Raw genomic sequence first — 19,584 nt, 5'->3', positions numbered from 1 at the left:
CCCCCCCCCCCCCCCCCCCCCCCCCCCCCCCCCCCCCCCCCCCCCCCCCCCCTCTTTCCCCCCCCCCCCACCCCCCCCCCCCCCCCCCCCCCCCCCCCCCTCCCCCCCCCCGCCCCCCCCCCCCCCCCCCCCCCCCCCCCCCCCGCCGCTTTTCGCGACCGGCCGACGGGCGGCGGATTCCGGATGGTGACGGAGTCGTCACGCTGCGCACGAGCCGGGGCGTGGTCGGGATATGTCCTTGCGATTAACGTCGCGCTACGAAGTCCGCCAAGTCCCACCGGAGTTCCCGGCCGGTCGCGGAACTTCGCCCCAACTGCCCTTTTTGGTAGCTGTTCTGACCTACCAGGAGTTGCAGTAGGCTGACTCCGCGATAGGCGTCGCCGCAGGTCCCGTGCCGGAAATCACCGCGATGTGATGTGACATCAGGTGTCTTTCGGAGGGGTTCAGGCCGCCAGTCCCATTCGCGCCTTGGGGCCCGGACCGGCTCCACGCGGTGCCACCTGAAGAGAGTTTCATGACGTCATTTGTGCAGGAACCCTTTTTCTGGGTCTTCATCGTGGTGATGCTCGTAGCCGTCGGAGCGGCCCTCCAGGCCCGCAGGACGAACCTCGCCCTGCGGCGGCGAAACGTTTCCCTGGAGGAGGCCGGCGCCCTGGCGCAGCGGCAGCGCGACGAGTTCGCCGTGCTGCACGACCACCTGCGGAGCCAGCACGCGTCCGAGCTGACGGACGTCCGCCGCGACGCCGAGGAGGACACCAAGGCCGTCCTCAAGGCGGCGATGCGGACGCTGCAGGGCTTGGCCGACGAGCAGCAGGTCGTCATCGACAAGGTGCAGCGGAAGTACGGCGACAGCCCGCAGATCCTGGCCGACCTGATGACGATCGACCACACGAACAGCCAGTTCGGCCGGCGTGCCCAGGGCATCGCGGTGCTCTGCGGCGGCTGGCTGGGCCGCCGTGAGAGCGTCGCCTCGGTCTACGACGTGGTCCGCAGCGCCCAGGGCCGGATCCGGCACTTCGACCGGGTGCGGATCCACTCCCAGGTCAGCGTCGCGCTCGTCAGCAAGGTCGTCGAGCCGGTCGCCGTCGTGCTGTCCGAGCTGCTCGCCAACGCGACCAACTACTCCGCCCCGGACACCCCGGTGGAGGTCAGCGTCCAGGCCGTCCCCACCGGCGTCTGCCTGATCGTCGACGACGCCGGCCTCGGCATGGGCCAGGAGGAGAAGGACCGCGCGGCGGTGCTCCTGAACCCGGGCGCGCCGATCGGCCTCACCAGCCTGGGCAACCCCCCGAAGTTCGGCTTCGCCGTCTCCGGCATGCTGGCCGCCCGCTACGGCTTCCGGGTCTCCGTCGACTCGGTCTCCCCGTACGGGGGCGTGCGGGCCGTGGTGCTGCTGCCGGCCGAGCTGCTCAGCAGCGAGGTCGCGGCCCCGGCCACCGCCGTGCACGGCGAGCACCAGGCCGCGCACGGTGACCACCAGGGCGCGCGCGGCGACTACCAGGCCCCGCCGGCGGAGCAGCCCGCGCCGGCCTGGGCGCAGGCCCCCGGTCAGCGGCTCGTGTCGCTGCCCGAACCGGCGGCGCCCCTGGCCCCGGTGCCGCCGGCGGCGGTGACGGAACCGGAGATGACCGCGGACGGACAGCTGCCCCGCCGCCGCCGCCACCGCCCGGTGTCGGTCCTCCCCTCCCCGCAGGACCCCGGCCGGGCCGAGGCGCCGGTGCGGAGCCCCGGCCAGAACACGCCGTCCCGCCTCGGCGCGTTCCAGCGCGGCACGCTGTCCGGGCGTAACACCACGAACACGGAAGGAACCGAGATCCAGTGAGCCGCGATCTTTCCTGGGTGCTCAACGACGTACTCCAGGTACCCGGCGCCCGGCACGCCATCCTCGTCTCCGCCGACGGCCTCCTGCTCGAACGGTCCAGCGAGATAGGCCGTGACGAGGCGGAGACCAACGCCGCCGCGATGAGCTCGATGCAGTCGCTGAGCCGCGCGGTCGCCCCGTTCGTCGGCGGAGACGGCGCAGGCGCCGGGGTCTGGCGCCAGACCCTGCTGGAGTACGACCACGGCTGGATCTTCCTGATCGCGGCCGGCAGCGGCGCGTACCTGGCCGCCTCCACCGCCCCCGACGTCGACATGGAGGCGATGTCCTTCCGGATGCAGCAGCAGGTGGGCGCGCTCGGACGGGCGATGTCGGCGGCGCCGCGCCAGAGCACGCTCAGCGGCTCATGACGGCCGGCGGCGAGGAACAGCGGGTCACCGGCGGCTTCATCCGCTCCTACGTGATCACCGGTGGGCGCGAGTTACCGAGTGCGGAAGCCCTGTCTCTGATCACCTTGGTCACCGTCGCGCCCGAGCAGGACCTCCCTGCCCTGCCGAGCCCGGAGACCCGGGCGATCTGGGAGCTGTGCTCCGGCGGCTACCTCTCGGTGGCCGAGGTCGCGGCCCGGCTGGAGCTGCCGGTGGGGGTCGTGAGGCTGCTGCTGACGGACCTGATCCATGAGGGACGGTTGCTGTGCCGGTCGGCCCCGCCCCCGGCCCAGGCCCCGGATCCGAGACTTCTAGAGAAGGTACTGCATGGACTTCAACGCCGGTTCGCCTGAGGACATCTACGTCCCGGGCGCGGTGACGACCGCGGTCAAGATCCTGGTCGTGGGGCACTTCGCGGTCGGCAAGACCACGCTCATCGGGGCCTTGTCGGAGATCGCCCCGCTGAGCACCGAGGAGAGCATGACGCAGGCGTCCATCCGTGTCGACGACCTCCGCGGCGTACCGGACAAGAAGACCACGACCGTCGCCCTGGACTTCGGCCGGCTGACACTCGGCGACGACCTGGTGCTGTACCTGTTCGGCACGCCGGGGCAGCAACGGTTCATGCAGCTCTGGGAGGACATGGCGCGGGGCGCGCTGGGGGCGCTGCTGCTGGCCGACCCGACCCGCCTCGCGGACACCTTCCCCGTCATCGACCTGATCGAGCAGTACGGCCTGGAGTACGCCGTGGCGGTCAACAGCTTCGACCGGCAGGACGAGTACACCGAGGACCAGCTGCGCGAGGCGCTCGACCTGCTGCCGCACACACCGGTGGTGTTCTGCGACGCGCGGGACCAGCGTTCCTCGGCCAACGCCCTGCTGACGCTCGTCCGGCACCTGCTCGACCGCGCCTCCTGACCTCGACCGCGGCTCCTGACCTCGACCGCGGCTCCTGACCTCCCCCGCGACTCCTGACCTCCCCCACGCCTCCCTCCCCTCACGCCTCCCGGGTCCGCACCCGCCCGGGGCCACCTCCAAGGAACGACCCATGGAATCTCCGCAGCGACCCGCCCCGCAGTCGCCTCCGCAGGGCTGCCCGATGCACGTCGGCGTGAGCACACCGCTCTACGGGGAGATGTTCTCGTCCGACCCCGGCGCGGTCTACGACAAGCTGCGCGCCAACGGTCCCGCCGCGCCGGTGGAGTTGGCCCCGGGGGTCGAGGCCACCCTGGTCACCTCGCACGAGGCCGCTCTGCGGGTGCTGCAGAACCCGGGGATGTTCGCCCGGGACTCGCGGCGCTGGGCGGCGCTCAACGAAGGACGGGTGCCGCTGGACAGCCCCGTCCTGCCGATGATGTTCTACCGGCCCAACTGCCTCTTCACGGACGGTGCCGAGCACCTGCGGCTGCGCAAGGCCGTCACCGAGAGCCTGGGCCGGCTCAACGACAACCGGCTCAACCGGCACGTCGAACGGATAGCCGGCTACCTGATCGACCAGTTCAGTCCGCTGGGCCGGGCCGACCTGCTCAACGACTACGCCAAGCTGCTGCCGCTGCTGCTGTTCAACCAGCTGTTCGGCTGCCCGGCCGACATCGGCGACCGGCTGACCCGCAGCATGTCCGCGCTCTTCGACGGCCTCGACGTGATCCAGGCCAACGAGGAGCTGACCGCCTGTCTGATGGACCTGGTCGCGCTGAAGCGCCGCCAGCCCGGCGACGACATCACCTCGTGGCTCATCCAGCACCCGGCCGGCCTGCGGGACGAGGAGCTCAAGGACCAGCTGGTCATGCTGATGGGCGCCGGCGTCGAGCCCGAGCGCAACCTGATCGGCAACGCGCTGCTCCTGCTGCTGTCCGGCGAGGGCCGCTCCGGACTGCGCATCGAGGACGCCCTCGACGACGTGCTGTGGAACAACCCGCCGATCGCCAACTACGCCACGCACTACCCGATGCAGGACCTCGACGTGGGCGGGGTCCCGATGGACGCGGGCAGCCCGGTGGTGATCAGCTTCGCCGCCGCCAACAGCGACCCCGCGCTGACGGACGCCCGGCTGACCCTCAGCAAGGGGGCCCACCTGGCCTGGGGCGCCGGCCCGCACGCGTGCCCGGCCAAGTCCCCGGCCCAGCTGATCGCCCTGAGCGCGATCGAGTGCCTGCTCAACGCCCTCCCGGACGTCACGCTCGCGGTGCCCGCGGAGAGCGTGGAGTGGCGGCCGGGCCCGTTCCAGCGCGGCCTGGTCTCGCTGCCGGTGCGGTTCAGCCCGGCGCCCGCCCGCACCACGCGGCCGGCCGCGGGTGCGGACACCGCGCCGGGCGGATCGCCGGTCGGCCCCGAGGCGACGCAGGCGTACCCGCAGGCCACCGCCCCCGCGCCGGGCCGGGCCGGGCAGAAGAAGGGGTGGTGGAGCTCCTTCCTGGACGTCTTCCGGGTCTGACACACCCCGGGCTCCGATCCGACGCGCCGTCGGAAGCCGTTCCGCCACCGCGGCGTGAACGGAGTCCGACGGCGGTGCGGGTACGTGACGGGGGCAACACGGATCGACGCTTGAGCGCGCTGTTGCTGGGTAGATCGCCGCCGTACTGCCCGCCCGCGCGTAAGGAGCCCCGTGTGACCGCCACGTTGGAAGCCCGCCCCGCAGACCCGGAGCGCCCGGACGGAAGGGTGGTCGACCGCCGCGCCGCCGTGCCGCTCCTGCGCAGGCTGCGGTCGGCCGAGGGACTCGCCGACCCGAGCCCGGTCTACGACGGGCTGCGGGCGCTGGGAGACCTCGTCCCGGCGCCCTGGGGCGGCTACCTGGTCACCGGGTACGACGCGTGCGACCAGGTCCTGCGCGGCAGGACCTGGCTCGTCCCCGATTTCGCCTGGCAGGAACGGCAGACCGGGACGGAGCGCTGGGAGGCCGTCGCCACCCAGGAGATGAGCCGGACGCTCTCCCGGCTCAACGCCCCCGAGCACACCCGGCAGCGGCGCAGCCTCGGAAACCTCTTCAACCACGCCACCCTGCGGGACATGCAGCCGGAGATCGAGGCCGACGTCACCGGGCTGCTCGACCGCCTGGCCGAGCGAATACGGGCGGACGGCGAGGCGGACCTCTCGTCCCTGGTCAGCGAGCAGCTGCCGATCGGCACCGTCGGGCGCTGGCTGGACATCGCCCCGGCGGACTACCCGCACATCCTGACGATGACCCACAACCAGGTGCACGCCCAGGAACTCCTGCCCACCAAGAGCCAGCTGGCGGTTTCGGAGCAGGCCACCATGGACCTGCGCGAGTACTTCACCCGCCTCGTCCGGGAGCGCCGCGACAACGACGGCGACGACGTGATCGCCGGCTGGATCCGCACCTGGGACGCGCTGGAGTCCGACCGCGAGGCCACCGACCGGATGGTCTACCAGCTCACCATGTTCGTCACCATCGCCTCGCTGGAGACCACGGCGACGCTGCTCTCCTCGCTGGTGTGGTCGCTGCTGCGGTCGCCCGGCCGGTGGGAGTGGCTGCGGGAGCGGCCGGAGCACATCGACGACGCGATCGACGAGGCGCTGCGCTACGACCCGCCGATCCGCGTCAACAGCCGCGTCGCGGGCGAGGACACCGAGCTGGCCGGGGTGTTCCTGCCCAAGGACACCATGGTCCACGTGATGTACGGCGCGGCGAACCGCGATCCGCGCCGCAACCCGGACCCGCACGCTTTCGACGTGCTCCGCCGGGGCACCCACCTCACCTTCGGCGGCGGCGCCCACTACTGCCTCGGCGCGGGCCTGGCCAGGCTGGAGGCACGTGCCCTGCTCGGCCAGCTGCTGCGGCGCTTCCCGACCCTGCGGGCGGTGAGCCCGCCCGAGTACGCACCCCGGATGGTCTTCCACCGGGTGACGTCCCTGAGAGTGGCCGCATGAACGTGTCCCCGCAGGTTCCCCAGGTTCCGCAGTACCCGCCGTACGCGGCGCAGCCGTCGTACCTCCCGTACCCGTACCCGTACCCCGAGCCCGTCGCGTCGCCCGCCCCGGAGCCCGTCCCCGCGCCCGCGGTGGCCCGTACGGTCCGTACCGAGCGCCAGGGCCCCGTGCTCCACATCGAGCTGGACAGCCCGGCGACCGGGAACGCCGTCACCTCGGCCATGCTGGACGAACTCCTCGCCGTGCTGGCCGTACCCGACCCGGCCGTGCGCGTGATCGTGCTGTCCGGGGCCGGCCGGGACTTCTGCCTCGGCGGCGACCGGGACGAACTCTTCGCGGGCCTGGACCAGGACCCGACCGGCGGCGGCATACGGAACTACGGGGAGAAGGCCCGCAGGGTCTGCGATGCCCTCACCAACAGCTCCGCCGTGACCGTCGCGCGGGTCCAGGGCCGGGCCACCGGTGCCGGCTTCGCCCTGGCGCTCGCCTGCGACCTGCGGGTCGGCGCCGACAACGCCGTCTTCCGGCTGCCCGAGCTGGCCCTGGGCCTGCCCGTCGCCTGGGGCGGCCTGCTGCCCCGGCTGCTCCACGAGGTCGGCGCGGCCAGGGTCCGCGAGATCATCCTCACCAGCCGCCCGGTCGGCGCGGTGGAGGCGCGGGAGCTCGCCATCCTGCAACGCGTCGTCCCCGAGCAGGACCTGGACGGGGCGGTGGCCGAGTGGGTCAGGCCCGTCACCCGCCGCCCCGAGGCCGCACTGAGGGTCACCAAGACGCTGCTCGCCTCCCACGCGGCGGCCACCCGGCTGGCCGACGCCTCCGTGCTCGACGCCGAGTTGATGGCCTCGGTCCTCGCCGCCGCCCACTACACCCGCGGCCTCGCCGCGCAGCCCCCGGCCCACTGACCGGCAGCTGCCGTCCGCCGCCTACGGAAGACGGCGGACGGCGGGGTGGCCAGTCGTCGGCCGTTCACGGCGACGGCCCTTCCGCTGGTGTGGAAACCGATTGTGGATCATGCCCGCATATTCGCTACCGTGTGTGATCGACACAGGGGAGGGGATCACCGTGGGGATGACGCGCAGCGCGCGCACGGCGGGGGCCGTACTGACGGTGGCTCTGGTCGTGGCCGGAGCGGCGGCCTGCGAGGGCGGCAAGGACGCGGGGCGGAAGACCGGCGCGACCTCGGCGGCCAGCACGCCGCCGCAGCCGTTCGGCACCGGCGGCTACCGCGGACTGCGGCTGTCGATGACCAAGGACGAGGCGCTCGCCTCCGGAGCCCTGGAGCCGTCGCCGGTCTCGCTGCTCAACGGCTGCACCGACTACGCGTACAAGGGCGGCCCGGCGCCGGACCCGGTTCGGATGGCGGCCGAGACGGAGGCCCGCGCGAAGTCCGACAAGGCGATTGCCAGGATCGACGAGATGCGGGCGAACCGGAAGCCGTTCGAGACCCTGGCGCCCGGGGCCTCGCCGGAGGAGATGGTGAAGCACAGCGAGCGCCTCCAGGAGCGGCTGAAGCAGGAGGCCGCCGAACGGCAGGAGTCCGACGCGCTGTTCAAGGAGGCGGACGTCATCGTGACCGCCCGTAAGAACCGGGACCAGGCCTTCCTGGCCACCGGCCGGGTCAACTTCGGCACCGAGGGCCTGCGCCAGTTGGTCGCCCCGGCGGACGCCCGCACCGCCGAGGGAGTCGGCGCCGGTTCGGCGGAGGACGAGCTCGAGCGAGCCTACGAGGGCAAGGCCCTCAAGCCGACCGAGGACGGCAAGTACGAACTCCCGGCCGAGGGCGGCAACGGCGGCCCGGACTGGTTCTACGAGTTCACCATGGCCGAGGGCAAGGTCGCCGGCCTCGCCCTGGTCAAGCACAACACGTACTGCTCCTGAGAAACCGCCTGTAGACCGTGGTCGCACTCTCGATGCGGCGACCATCGAATGATCAAGTGAAGGTTGTGGCATGAGGAAGAACCGAGCCTTGGTCCGCGCAGTGGGCGTGGGCATCTCGGTGGCACTGCTGGTCGCCGGTGCGGCGGCCTGTACGTCCGATGACAAGAACGACGAGAAGGACACCGCGAAGGCTCCGGCCACGACCGGGGCGCCCGCGGCGACGCCCGCGCCCGCGTCCACGTCGAAGGGCCCGGAGGCCTTCGCGGCGGCCGGGTACCGGGGGTTGAAGCCGGGGATGGCCAAGGACGCCGGGCTGGCCACCGGCGCTCTGGAGGGCGTGCCGGTCTCGCTGCTCGACGGCTGCACGGACTTCGTCTACAAGGGCGGCCCGGCGCCGGACCAGGCCCGGATGACCGCCGAGGCGGCCACCGAGGCCCGCTACAAGGACCTGAACGCCAAGGCCGACGCGGCCTCGGGCAAGGCGCCCGCCCCGGGGGGCACCCTGCCGCCGAACGCCTCCGCCAAGGACGCGGCCGCCGCCGCCGCGGGCTCCGCCGCCGGGGCCAAGGGCTTGGCCGACGCCGCCAAGGCGATCGCGGACGCGACGATGGCCCTGGTCGACCTGCGGTTCGCCCAGGAGGCCAAGGACAAGGCGTACCTGGCCACCGGCCGGGTCTCCTTCGCGGCGACGGGCCTGCGCGAACTGGTTGCCCCGGCCGAGGCGAAGACGGCCGAGGGCCTCGGGGCCGGCTCCACCGTGGAGGCGCTCCAGCAGGCGTACGGCGCCAAGGGCCTCCAGCTCGCCAAGGGCGGCAAGTACGTGATGCCGGTCGAGGGGCAGCAGGGCTGGCAGTACGAGTTCACCGTGGACGGCGACAAGGTCGCCGGGATGGCCGTGGTGAACCGCGAGATCAAGTGCGCCTGACCGCCTGACGGTTGGATGAAGGGCCGCCCGTGGTGATCAGCCGTCGAACGCCACCACGGGAAGCCCGGGCCGTCCGCGCAGGGCCGCACGGGCCCGGGTGACGCCGCCGGGGGGCGACGGTGCTCCGGCGTCGACGGCGACGGCCCTGCCGCCGAGGCCCGCACGGGCGCGGCAGATCCCCGGGCGGGGCACCGGGTCGTGGCAGCGCCCGCATTCGGCGTACGAGGCCGGTCGGGCGGGCCCGCGTCCTCAGATGTGGGCCCGCCGGCTCCCGAGTGTCTCGGGGAGGTCCGTACGCGCACCGCCCCTGCCGCGATGGTGATCGCGGCAGTGGCGGTGGAGGTCGTTCTGCCCGGTCAGTGGGCGGCCGCGCGTTGGAGGGCGCTGGCGAGGAGGGCGAGGTCGGTGGGGCCGTTGCCGAGTTCGCGGACCGGGCGGCGGGCGGGTGGGGCGCCGAGTTGGAGCGGGTCGATCGCGACGACGGTGGGGCGCAGGGTGGCGGTGCGCGGGATGCGGCCGCTGATCCGGGCGGTCTGGAAGGCGGTGACGCCGCCGTCCGGCAGGCGCAGGTAGCCGCGGCCGGGGGTGTCCTCGGGCAGGGCGGCCGCGTCGCCGAGGTGGATCAGCAGGTCGGAGTCGGCCGGGTCCTCGGTGCGCAGCGCGATGCGGAGCAGGGCGGCCTCGTCGACCTCGGTGCCGGCGCTCTCCTCCGGGTGGCCGGTGGTGACCGCGAGGTGGACGCCGAGCGGGCCGCCGTGGCGGGCGACGGCGGCGAGGGCGCGGGCGAGCGGGCGGCCGGCCGGGGAGGTAGGGGAGAGCAGGGCGTCGTAGTCGTCCACGACGACGACCAGGCGGGCGGGGCAGGGGGCGGCGGCGGGGGAGGTGACCGGCCGGGCGCCGTCGCCGCTGCGCGGGTGGATGATCTTCGGGGTGGCGGCGGAGGCCGCGCCGACGACGGCGGGCACCGGGACGGCCGGGTGTCCGACGAGGCTCTGTCCGGCCAGGCCCTGCCCGTCCAGGCTCTGTGCGTCCAGGCTCTGCCCGTCCAGGATGCGGGCGGCGTGCCAGGAGGCGAAGTCCAGTCCGTCGAACAGCCGCTCGCGCAGGGCGAGTTCGTCCTCCAGGGCCTCCGCGGCGAGCAGCGCGGCCCGCGGGTCGTCGGCGGCGTTCACCAGACCGGTGACGTGCGGCAGTTCGGTGCAGCCGTCCAGGCCGTCCTCGGTGGACCGGCCCTCGATGAGGGTGACGGTGAGGCGCTCGGGGCGTTCGGAGACGGCGAGCGAGGCGACCAGGGTGCGCAGCAGCTCGGTCTTGCCGGAGCCGCGGGCGCCGCCGATGAGCAGGTGCGGGCCGCCGGGGTCGGGGGAGGGGAGGGCGAGTTCGGGGTCGGCCAGGTCGAGCGTGCAGAGCTCGTCCCGGGTGGTGCCGAGCAGCGCGGTGGCGGCGCCGATGCCGCCGGCGTGCGCCGCCCAGCGGGCGGACAGCTTGGCCGGGGTGACGGTGTCGAGCTGGAGCAGGTCGAGCAGCCGCAGCGCGTCGGGCAGCGGGCCGCGGGCGGCCGGGGCGGCCTCGCGCAGCGGGGCGAGCACGCGGGCGAGCCGTTCGGCCCAGGCGTCGGAGACGGCGTCCAGGGAGACCTCGTGCAAGGTCTCCCGGCCGCGGGCGACGGGGCGGTCGAGGGAGAGCTGGGTGCCGACCTCGCCGGTGATCAGGGCGGTGGCGCCGAGGCCGCGGGGGAGCAGTTCGGGCTGCTCGGCGAGGCAGACCGGGAAGATGCCGACGGCCGGGCCCTGGCGCAGCAGCAGGTCGACGGCCTGCCGGGCGGTCTCGGTGGTCGGGCGGCCGTCCACCACGACGACGGTGGCGGGGTGGCCGCCGAGGCCGGCCGGGCCGCTGAGCCGGGCGGTGAGTTCGGTCAGCCGGGCGGTGGCCTGTTCGTCGTCGAGGCCGAGCAGCAGGCGGCAGTCCTGGCCGTCGGCGGGGCGCAGGTGGGGCAGCCAGAGGGCCCAGGCCCAGGTGTCCGCGCGTTCTTCGGGGGTGCGGGCCTGGTCGGCGTCGACGACGACCAGGCTCAGGCCGGTCGGCGGGTGCAGGGCGGCGAGCTGGGCGACGACGGCGCGGGTGAGCGCGTCCAGGCGTTCGCGCGGGCCGCTGAGGCCGAGGCTGCCGGCGGTCTGCAGGTCGAGGGTGACGGGGACGGCGGGCAGCATGGTGCCGGGCGCGGTGCCGGGGCCGCCGGGGCGGTCGGCGGTGCCCAGGCGCAGGGTGAGCGCGTCGGGGTGGCCGGGGCCGCGCTCCCAGAGCCGGGGGCCGGGGCCGACGGCGTTGAGCAGCAGGGTGGCGAGATCCGGCCATCGTTCGCGCTGGGCGGCGGCCTGGCGCAGCCGTACGGCGGTGTGGTGGCGTTCGGCGCTCTCCTGGCCGGGCGGTTCGGCGGTGCGGCCGAGCCGCAGCGAGAGCAGGCCGCGGCCGCGGCCGGGGGCGGGTTCGGGGGCCGCTGGCGGTTCGGCCACCGGCGGGGTGGGGCGGACCGGGCCGGGGGCGGCGAGCTGGAGGTGGCCGTGGCCGTCGGGCAGGGCGGCGCGGCCGGTGCCGTCGGCCAGGTCGGGGGCGGCCACGTGCAGGGTGGATTCGCCGATGCGCAGCAGGGCGCCGGCTTCCAGCGGGACGGCTTCCTCGGGGGCTCCGGGCGGGACGAGCCGACCGTCCAGGGTGGTGCCGTTGGTGGAGCCGAGGTCGCGGACGGTGATCCTGCCGTCGTCGGCGAGGTGCAGGGCCAGGTGCAGCCGGGAGACGTCGGGGTCGTCGAGCGGGACGTCGGCTTCGCCGGAGCGGCCGATCCGGATCTCCCGGCCGTGCAGCCGGTGCACTCCGCCGGCGTCCGGGCCGCCGACCACGCGCAGTTCGGCGGCGGCGGGGGTGTCGTCGGGGTCGTCGGCGGTCGGGTCGGCCTCGTTGAGGCTGAGGACGGCCCCGTCGAGGAGCGGGGGGTGGCCGAGCAGCGTGTGCTCGTCGACCCGGTGCGCCCCGGCGTACAGGTGCACGTGGGTGGCGGCCCGGGGCCCGCGCACGCCGACGGCGCCCGCGAGGGCGCCCGCGAGGGAGCCGAGCGCGGTGCCGACGGGTGCGGTGACCAGCACGTCCACGTAGGGGATGGCGGAGCCGGCGGCGGTCGGGCCGCTGCGCGGTCGGAGGACGGTCAGCCGGATCTGCATCTCGCCCGCGGGTCCCTTCTGCTGGTGTGGAGCCTGGTACCGCTGCCCGGTGTCGTCGCGGGCGCGAGGGGCGGCCGCGGCGACCCTTTGGGCCACACGAGTGGCGAGTGTCCATCCTGCCATCCGTCACGGACAGTCCGCGCACCGTACCGGATTTGACGATCTTGCGATCATCGCCATGGTGGAGGCGACGGAGGGTCAGGTCAACCGGTGCGGCGGGGGCCCTGTCGGCGGGCCCGCCGAACCGGTCCGGGAACTCCCCTAGGGGATGTCCCCCAACCCCTCCGGGATGGCCTGCCGGTCGCCCCAAAAACCTGAACGGACACCGTTAGAGTGGCCGCAGACACGGGCCCGGCAGGCTCACCGCACCGGCGGAGGAGCGCCCCGCGCGGGCGGCACGACGAGGAGTGCGACAGGTGCGGCCAGTCGGCAGCAAGTATCTGCTTGAGGAGACCCTCGGACGGGGTGCCACCGGGACGGTCTGGCGCGGCCGGGTGCGCCCCGACGTCCAGGTGCCCGGCAGCGAGCCCGGGCAGCTGGTGGCGATCAAGGTGCTGCGCGAGGAACTGGCGGCCGACCCGGACGTCGTGATGCGCTTCCTGCGCGAGCGCTCGCTGCTGCTGCGACTGACCCATCCGAACATCGTCCGGGTCCGCGACCTGGTGGTCGAGGGCGAGCTGCTGGCCCTGGTGATGGACCTGATCGACGGCCCCGACCTGGCCCGCTACCTGCGTTCCAACGGCCCGTTCAGCCCGATCGCCGGCGCCCTGCTGATGGCCCAGGTCGCGGACGCGCTGGCGGCCAGCCACGAGGACGGGATCGTCCACCGCGACCTCAAGCCGGCCAACGTGCTGCTCGCCTCCACGGTGCTGGACGGCACCGAGCAGATGCACCCGATGCTGACCGACTTCGGCATCGCCCGCCTCGCCGACTCCCCGGGCATCACCCGCACCCACGAGTTCGTCGGCACCCCCGCCTACATCGCGCCGGAGTCCGCCGAGGGCCGCCCGCAGACTTCCGCGGTGGACGTCTACGGCGCCGGGATCATGCTGTACGAGCTGGTCACCGGCCGCCAGCCGTTCCAGGGCGACAGCGCGATCGCGCTCCTCCACGCCCACCTGGCGCAGGAGCCGCAGCGGCCCAGCACCATGCCCGAGCCGCTGTGGACGGTGATCGAGCGCTGCCTGCGCAAGGACCCGGCGCAGCGGCCGTCCGCGACCTCGCTGGCCGGCGCGCTGCGGGTGGTGGCGGCCGGCGTCGGGGTGCACGCCTCCCCGGCGGCGGTGGACGAGGCGCTCGCGGTCGGCTCGCTGCTGCTGCCGGACCCGCGCCCGACCTCCGTCCCGAGCGCAGGCGCGGGCGTCCCCGGCCTGTCGCCGGCGGCTCCGGCCGCCCCGCCGGCCCCGCAATACGACCCGGCCGCGCAGTACGACCCGGCCGCGGCGACCCGGGTGATGGGCACCCAGCCGCCGCCCGCCCCGCCGTTCGGGGCCCCGGACCGCACCCAGGTGATGCCGCCCACCGTCGTGCCGCCGCTCCCGCCGGGCGCTCCGGGCACTCCGGGCGCTCCGGGGGAGGAGACGCCGCACCCGTGGCAGACGCAGCTGCGGGCGGCCCGGGACCGCAACCAGCAGACCCAGGTCGGCTACTTCGGCCCGGAGGACTTCGAGGACCCGCAGGTCGCCCCGCGGCCCTTCCAGGCCGGGCCGGGCGGCCGCCCGGGCTACCAGCAACCGCAGCCGCCGGCCGGCTACCACCCCGACCAGCGGCGCCAGGGCCCGCCGCCGCCCGGGTACGCCCAGCGGCCGCCGGTGGCCCCGCCGCCGTACCAGGGCGGCCAGGGCTACCAGGCCGGGCAGACCGGTCACGGCGGCCAGCCGCAGCCCGGGCCCGGTGGACGCCCGCAGCCGCCCGGCGGCTACCGGCCGGCTCCGGCCGCGTACGGGCAGTCGCAGGGCGGCTACCCGCCGCCGCCCCCGCCCACCCCGGTCCCGCGCCGGGCCGAGCCGCCGCAGCACCGCGAATCCCCGCAGCACCGCGAGCCGCCGCAGCACCGCGAGCCCCCGCAGCGTCGGGAGGAGCCGCAGCGTCGGGAGGAGCCGCGCGAGCAGGACCGCCGCGAGCCCGCCCCGCCGCGCGAGCGGCGCCCGCGCAGCCGCAACCGGATGTACATCCCCGGGCTCGGCTGCCTCAAGGGGTGCCTGATGGTGCTGGTGGTGCTGGTGGTGGCCGGGGTGGCGCTGTGGAACTTCACGTCGCTGCCGCACTACTGGGACAACGTCCAGGGCTGGTTCAACACCGTGCGCGACTGGGCGGACGCCCTGTTCGGCAGCTCGAAGAACTGACGCCGGGCCAGGCCCCGCCGCGCGGGGCCGCCCGGTCCAGGACCGGGCCCGCGCGGCGGGATTGACGCTTTGTCGACAATTCATAAGATTTCTCGCCCGAGACTGCCCGCCCAGGGCCCTCGGGCGGCCCGCGCGGGGCGCCGGGGCGCGTAGGTTGGTCGCTGTTGTCCCGCCCCATCGAGCGCACCGGACCCCCGGGCGCGCTCCCGCGCCGCCCACGGAGCAGCATTGGCACGCAAGATCGGCAGCCGGTACACCGTCCACCAGGTGATCGGCCGGGGTTCGGCTGGGACGGTCTGGCTCGGTGAGGGGCCCGACGGCCCGGTGGCGGTCAAGCTGCTGCGCGAGGACCTGGCCGCCGACCAGGTGCTGGTCGGCCGCTTCGTCCAGGAGCGCGCCGCGCTGACCAGCCTCGACCACCCCCGGGTGGTCGGCGTGCGCGACATGGTCGTGGACGGCAGCGACCTCGCCCTGGTGATGGAGCTGGTCCAGGGCACCGACCTGCGCTCCCGGCTGGAGCGCGACGGCGCGCTCCCGCCGCAGACCGCCGCCTCGGTCATCGCGGACGTCGCCGACGGCCTGGCCGCCGCGCACGCCGCCGGCATCGTCCACCGCGACGTCAAGCCGGAGAACGTCCTGCTCGACCTCGCCGCCGCCCCGGGCCCCGGCGGCGCCCCGCGCGCCAAGCTCACCGACTTCGGCGTGGCCCGCCTGGTCGACGCCCCGCGCCGCACCCGGGCCACCCGGATCATCGGCACCCCCGACTACCTCGCCCCGGAGATCATCGAGGGCCTGGAGCCGCGCGCCGCCGTCGACATCTACGCCCTCGCCACCGTGCTGTACGAGCTGCTGGCCGGGTTCACCCCGTTCGGCGGCGGCCACACCGGCGCGGTGCTGCGCCGGCACGTCACCGAGCAGGTGCCGCCGATCCCGGGCCTGCCGGACGGGCTGTGGCGGATCATCTCCGAGTGCCTGGCCAAGGCCCCGGCCTCCCGGCTGCGGGCCGCCGAGCTGGCCGCCCGGCTGCGCGAGCAGCTGCCCTCGCTGGCCGGCCTGCCGGTGCTGGCCGTCCCCTCCCAGGGCCGTGCCCCGGCGGAGGAGGCGCTGACCCCCGGTGAGGCCGTGTACGCCGAGGTGGACGCCGGCCCGGGCATCCACAAGCGCCGCCGGGGCCCGGCCGTCCCGCTGGTGCCCGGCGTCGCCCCCGACTCCACCCGGGACACCCACACCAGCCTGCGCCGCCCCTCCGCGGACGAGCTGGCCGCGTACGCCGCGGAGTCCCGCGCCCAGCGCACCGCCCCGGGCACCGGGCACCGCCGGGACCGGCAGGCGCTGCTGCGCCGCCGCCGGCTGCTGGCCGTCCTGCTGGCCACCGTCCTGCTGCTGGCGGGCGCCGCCGCGGCCTGGACGGCCTTCGCGGCCACCGCCCCGGACGCCGGCCACCCGGCCCGCCCGACGGTGTCCGGCACGGCCCCGCGGGCGCCGTAGAGGGCCGTCGGGCGGGTACCGCGAGAGCCAGAGGACCCCGGTGTCGTCATGACCACCCCCGGAACCATTACCCTGGGGGCGTGGCAGCCGTCGATCCTTCCGAAGAGCTCAAGAACCTCGAATCGACCATGGGGTCGATCGAGGCCGTCCTCGACCTGGACAAGATCCGGGCCGACATCGCTGTCCTGGAGGAGGCGGCAGGCGCCCCCAACCTGTGGGACGACATCGCGAACGCGCAGAAGGTGACCAGCCGGCTCTCCTTCCTCCAGGGTGAACTGCGCAAGGTCGAGGGCCTGCGCAGCCGTATCGACGACCTGGGCGTGCTGTTCGAGCTGGCCGAGGCCGAGGACGACGCGGACACCCGGGTCGAGGCCGAGTCCGAGCTCGTCTCCCTCCAGAAGGCGGTCGAGGAGCTGGAGGTCCGCACCCTCCTGTCCGGCGAGTACGACGCCCGCGAGGCGCTGATCAACATCCGTGCCGAGGCCGGTGGCGTCGACGCCGCCGACTTCGCCGAGCAGCTGATGCGCATGTACCTGCGCTGGGCCGAGCGGCACGGGTACCCCACCGAGGTGTACGACACCTCGTACGCCGAAGAGGCCGGCATCAAGTCCGCGACCTTCACGGTCAAGGCGCCGTACGCCTACGGCACCCTGTCGGTCGAGCAGGGCACCCACCGCCTGGTCCGCATCTCGCCCTTCGACAACCAGGGCCGCCGGCAGACCTCCTTCGCCGGTGTCGAGGTGCTCCCGGTCGTCGAGCAGTCCGACCACGTCGACATCGACGAGGGCGACCTGCGGATCGACGTCTACCGCGCCTCCGGTCCCGGCGGCCAGGGCGTCAACACCACCGACTCGGCGGTGCGCATCACGCACCTCCCGACCGGTGTCGTGGTCTCCTGCCAGAACGAGCGCTCGCAGATCCAGAACAAGGCGTCCGCGATGAACGTCCTCCAGGCGAAGCTGCTGGAGCGGCGCCGCCAGGAGGAGCGGGCGGCGATGGACGCGCTCAAGGACAGCGGCAGCTCCTGGGGCAACCAGATGCGCTCCTACGTGCTGCACCCGTACCAGATGGTCAAGGACGTCCGGACCGAGTACGAGGTCGGCAACCCGCAGGGCGTGCTGGACGGCGACATCGACGGCTTCATCGAGGCCGGCATCCGCTGGCGCAAGCAGCGCGAGACCGCCGCGCAGTAGGCGCCGACGGACGAAACAGGGCCCCCGACCGCAGTGGTCGGGGGCCCTTTCGTGTGCCTCGGTGGGTTCAGGCCAGTGCCTGCCGGGCGATCAGCGCCACCGCGAGCAGACCGGCCAGCAGGGCCAGCAGCATCGCGGGGGAGAGCGCCGCGAACGGACCCTGCTGCTCCTGCAGCCGGGCCCGGTTGGCGCGGCAGACCGCGCAGCGCCCGTCACTCACGCGGCCGTTGCAGTTGGCGCACACCAGATGGTCGCAGGTCATGCGATCTCCTCCTCGCTGCTACAGCCAACGCACCGGACGGGGCTTTGGTTCCTCTTCTTGCCCTGTGCGGGGGAGCGCCCGAACACGGGGACGCCACCTCCACTCTGCCAGGTTCTGACCGTTCCGGCTCCCGGGCTGTGAGATGCCTCCCAATTTTCGGGGCATAACCAGACATTCTCCCCCAGATTCCGACGGCTGTCCTGGGCGGGCCCTGCACGCCGACCGCCGATTCGCGTATGGTCCCAGACCGGGAGCGGCCCTTTCCGCTCCCGCCACCCGCCCCAGGGCCGGGCGCCCGGGGTGGATCGACCGAGGACTGGCGCCGCCTAGGATGGCCTCCGTGATGCAGCCGTGATCAGATTCGACAACGTCTCCAAGACCTATCCCAAGCAGAACCGTCCCGCCCTGGACAACGTCTCGCTGGAGATCGAGAAGGGTGAGTTCGTCTTCCTGGTCGGCTCGTCCGGCTCGGGTAAGTCCACCTTCCTGCGCCTGTGCCTGCGCGAGGAGCGTCCCTCCACGGGCGAGGTGCACGTGCTGGGCAAGGACCTCGGCAAGCTGTCCAACTGGAAGGTGCCGCACATGCGCCGCCAGCTGGGCACCGTCTTCCAGGACTTCCGCCTGCTGCCCAACAAGACGGTCGCGCAGAACGTCGCCTTCGCCCTCGAAGTGATCGGCAAGCCCAAGAGCGCCATCAACAAGGTGGTGCCCGAGGTGCTGGAGCTGGTCGGCCTCGGCGGCAAGGAGGACCGCATGCCGGGCGAGCTCTCCGGCGGTGAGCAGCAGCGCGTGGCGATCGCCCGCGCGTTCGTGAACCGTCCGATGCTGCTGATCGCGGACGAGCCCACCGGCAACCTCGACCCGCAGAACTCGGTCGGCATCATGAAGCTGCTCGACCGCATCAACCGCACCGGCACCACGGTGCTGATGGCCACCCACGACCAGGCCATCGTCGACCAGATGCGCAAGCGCGTCATCGAGCTCGACAAGGGGCTGCTCGTCCGCGACCAGGCCCGCGGCGTCTACGGATACCAGCACTGACCGACCGGCGCAGCCGGCGCTGAACCCGTAGGGCCGTCCGCCCGCGTCGCCAGACCAGCAGTACCGACCCTGGAGTTGTTACCCGCATGCGTGCCCAGTTCGTCCTGTCGGAGATCGGTGTGGGTCTCCGCCGCAACCTGACGATGACCATCGCGGTCGTGGTCAGTGTCGCGCTCTCCCTCGCCCTGGCCGGTTCCTCGCTCCTGGTCCGTGACCAGGTGAACTCCATGAAGGGGTACTGGTACGACAAGGTCGAGGTGAGCATCTACTTCTGCACCAAGTCGGACGCGCGCAACTCGCCGCAGTGCGACAAGGGTGCGGCCACCGACCAGCAGGTGCAGGACATCAAGGCCCAGCTGGACAAGATGGACTCGGTGGTCCAGTCGTCGACCTTCGAGAGCTCCGCCGAGGCGTACAAGCACTGGAAGGAGATGAACCCGGACAACCCGCTCATCTCCGTCCTGGGCCCGGACGCGATGCCGCAGTCCTGGCGGGTCAAGCTGAACGACCCGACCAAGTACGACGTCATCCAGAGCGCCTTCGCCGGCAAACCCGGCGTCAAGTCGGTGGAGGACCAGCGGAAGATCCTGGAGAACCTGTTCGGCCTGCTCAACGGCCTCCAGACGGCGGCCTTCGTGATCATGGTGCTGATGCTGTTCGTCGCCCTGCTGCTGATCGTCAACACCGTCCGGGTGTCGGCGTACAGCAGGCGGCGCGAAACCGGCATCATGCGCCTGGTCGGTGCCTCGAACTTCTACGTCCAGATGCCGTTCATCGCCGAGGCCGCGTTCTCCGCGCTGCTCGGCGCGGCCATGGCCTCCGGGCTGCTGGTCGGCGGGCACTTCTTCGTCCAGAACTGGCTGGCCGACCGGGTGCAGTTCATCCACTTCATCGGCCTCGGCTCGGTGCTCGCGGTGATACCGCTGCTGATCGTGGTCGGTATGGGCATGGCCGGCGTGGCGGCGTTCTTCACCCTGCGCAAGTACCTCAAGGTCTGACCATCCCCGGCCCCGGGGGGGGGGGGGGGGGGGGGGGGGGGGGGGGGGGGGGGGGGAGTGGGGGGGGGGGGGGGGGGGGTGGGGAGTGGGGGGGGGGGGGC

General features: G+C 73.8%; 16 protein-coding genes. 14 read left to right on the top strand and 2 right to left on the bottom strand.

The genetic code is table 11. The annotated features are described in order from the left end of the window. Positions 1-514: 514 nt before the first annotated feature. From AC07AL_RS37410 to AC07AL_RS37370, 9 genes are all read left to right on the top strand, one after another. Positions 515-1,822 (top strand): histidine kinase, encoded by a 1,308-nt coding sequence (locus tag AC07AL_RS37410; protein ID WP_478319509.1) that lies wholly within the window; start codon positions 515-517, stop codon positions 1,820-1,822. Beyond that, a complete protein-coding gene (locus AC07AL_RS37405; protein WP_350881088.1) occupies positions 1,819-2,229 on the top strand; it encodes a roadblock/LC7 domain-containing protein in 411 nt (136 codons plus the stop codon). Before AC07AL_RS37410 ends, AC07AL_RS37405 begins: the two co-directional genes overlap by 4 nt. Further along, positions 2,226-2,600: a DUF742 domain-containing protein gene (locus AC07AL_RS37400; RefSeq protein ID WP_350881090.1), complete on the top strand. Its 375-nt coding sequence runs from the start codon at positions 2,226-2,228 to the stop codon at positions 2,598-2,600. The genes AC07AL_RS37405 and AC07AL_RS37400 overlap by 4 nt, the downstream gene beginning before the upstream one ends. Further along, the gene (locus AC07AL_RS37395) at positions 2,575-3,165 is read left to right on the top strand and encodes a GTP-binding protein (protein WP_350881092.1); all 591 of its coding nucleotides are present in this window, start codon (positions 2,575-2,577) and stop codon (positions 3,163-3,165) included. The genes AC07AL_RS37400 and AC07AL_RS37395 overlap by 26 nt, the downstream gene beginning before the upstream one ends. A 130-nt stretch (positions 3,166-3,295) precedes the next feature. Next, a complete protein-coding gene (locus AC07AL_RS37390; RefSeq protein ID WP_363587352.1) occupies positions 3,296-4,681 on the top strand; it encodes a cytochrome P450 family protein in 1,386 nt (461 codons plus the stop codon). A gap of 266 nt (positions 4,682-4,947) precedes the next feature. After that, on the top strand, positions 4,948-6,138 hold the full coding sequence (locus AC07AL_RS37385) for a cytochrome P450 (protein ID WP_363628194.1): 1,191 nt from the start codon (positions 4,948-4,950) through the stop codon (positions 6,136-6,138). Next, complete coding sequence (locus AC07AL_RS37380) at positions 6,135-7,040, top strand: enoyl-CoA hydratase/isomerase family protein (RefSeq protein WP_478319508.1); 906 nt, start codon at positions 6,135-6,137, stop codon at positions 7,038-7,040. Before AC07AL_RS37385 ends, AC07AL_RS37380 begins: the two co-directional genes overlap by 4 nt. A gap of 166 nt (positions 7,041-7,206) precedes the next feature. Continuing rightward, complete coding sequence (locus AC07AL_RS37375; RefSeq protein WP_363587356.1) at positions 7,207-8,016, top strand: hypothetical protein; 810 nt, start codon at positions 7,207-7,209, stop codon at positions 8,014-8,016. Positions 8,017-8,086: 70 nt separating this feature from the next. Further along, on the top strand, positions 8,087-8,941 hold the full coding sequence (locus AC07AL_RS37370) for a hypothetical protein (RefSeq protein WP_363587358.1): 855 nt from the start codon (positions 8,087-8,089) through the stop codon (positions 8,939-8,941). Positions 8,942-9,297: 356 nt separating this feature from the next. On the opposite strand, the gene AC07AL_RS37365 is transcribed toward AC07AL_RS37370, so the two are convergent. After that, on the bottom strand, positions 9,298-12,156 hold the full coding sequence (locus tag AC07AL_RS37365) for an FtsK/SpoIIIE domain-containing protein (protein WP_478319507.1): 2,859 nt from the start codon (positions 12,154-12,156) through the stop codon (positions 9,298-9,300). A gap of 416 nt (positions 12,157-12,572) precedes the next feature. Between AC07AL_RS37365 and AC07AL_RS37360 the strand changes: the two genes are divergently transcribed. From AC07AL_RS37360 to prfB, 3 genes are all read left to right on the top strand, one after another. Further along, positions 12,573-14,501, top strand: a complete 1,929-nt coding sequence (locus tag AC07AL_RS37360; RefSeq protein ID WP_478319506.1) for a serine/threonine-protein kinase — start codon at positions 12,573-12,575, stop codon at positions 14,499-14,501. 228 nt (positions 14,502-14,729) lie between these two features. Next, positions 14,730-15,989 (top strand): serine/threonine-protein kinase, encoded by a 1,260-nt coding sequence (locus tag AC07AL_RS37355; RefSeq protein ID WP_363587364.1) that lies wholly within the window; start codon positions 14,730-14,732, stop codon positions 15,987-15,989. 80 nt (positions 15,990-16,069) lie between these two features. Beyond that, a complete protein-coding gene (gene prfB / locus AC07AL_RS37350; protein ID WP_363587366.1) occupies positions 16,070-17,182 on the top strand; it encodes a peptide chain release factor 2 in 1,113 nt (370 codons plus the stop codon). Positions 17,183-17,249: 67 nt separating this feature from the next. On the opposite strand, the gene AC07AL_RS37345 is transcribed toward prfB, so the two are convergent. Further along, on the bottom strand, positions 17,250-17,444 hold the full coding sequence (locus AC07AL_RS37345; RefSeq protein WP_363370334.1) for a hypothetical protein: 195 nt from the start codon (positions 17,442-17,444) through the stop codon (positions 17,250-17,252). 351 nt (positions 17,445-17,795) lie between these two features. Between AC07AL_RS37345 and ftsE the strand changes: the two genes are divergently transcribed. After that, complete coding sequence (gene ftsE, locus AC07AL_RS37340; protein WP_063349173.1) at positions 17,796-18,485, top strand: cell division ATP-binding protein FtsE; 690 nt, start codon at positions 17,796-17,798, stop codon at positions 18,483-18,485. An 86-nt stretch (positions 18,486-18,571) separates the two neighbouring features. Next, positions 18,572-19,483: a permease-like cell division protein FtsX gene (gene ftsX / locus AC07AL_RS37335; protein WP_350881111.1), complete on the top strand. Its 912-nt coding sequence runs from the start codon at positions 18,572-18,574 to the stop codon at positions 19,481-19,483. The last annotated feature ends 101 nt before the right edge of the window (positions 19,484-19,584 follow it).

This window comes from Kitasatospora sp. NPDC043949 (assembly GCF_056435365.1).
Note: the sequence above shows the minus strand (reverse complement) of the source record. Positions and strands in the feature narration are given on the sequence as shown.

Excerpts from the sequence above, each read along its gene's own strand:
- AC07AL_RS37365 (WP_478319507.1), bottom strand. The coding sequence starts at position 12,156 with ATGCAGATCCGGCTGACCGTCCTCCGACCGCGCAGCGGCCCGACCGCC.
- AC07AL_RS37400 (WP_350881090.1), top strand. The coding sequence starts at position 2,226 with ATGACGGCCGGCGGCGAGGAACAGCGGGTCACCGGCGGCTTCATCCGC.
- AC07AL_RS37410 (WP_478319509.1), top strand. The coding sequence starts at position 515 with ATGACGTCATTTGTGCAGGAACCCTTTTTCTGGGTCTTCATCGTGGTG.
- AC07AL_RS37380 (WP_478319508.1), top strand. The coding sequence starts at position 6,135 with ATGAACGTGTCCCCGCAGGTTCCCCAGGTTCCGCAGTACCCGCCGTAC.
- AC07AL_RS37375 (WP_363587356.1), top strand. The coding sequence starts at position 7,207 with ATGACGCGCAGCGCGCGCACGGCGGGGGCCGTACTGACGGTGGCTCTG.
- AC07AL_RS37370 (WP_363587358.1), top strand. The coding sequence starts at position 8,087 with ATGAGGAAGAACCGAGCCTTGGTCCGCGCAGTGGGCGTGGGCATCTCG.
- AC07AL_RS37390 (WP_363587352.1), top strand. The coding sequence starts at position 3,296 with ATGGAATCTCCGCAGCGACCCGCCCCGCAGTCGCCTCCGCAGGGCTGC.
- AC07AL_RS37345 (WP_363370334.1), bottom strand. The coding sequence starts at position 17,444 with ATGACCTGCGACCATCTGGTGTGCGCCAACTGCAACGGCCGCGTGAGT.
- AC07AL_RS37395 (WP_350881092.1), top strand. The coding sequence starts at position 2,575 with ATGGACTTCAACGCCGGTTCGCCTGAGGACATCTACGTCCCGGGCGCG.
- ftsX (WP_350881111.1), top strand. The coding sequence starts at position 18,572 with ATGCGTGCCCAGTTCGTCCTGTCGGAGATCGGTGTGGGTCTCCGCCGC.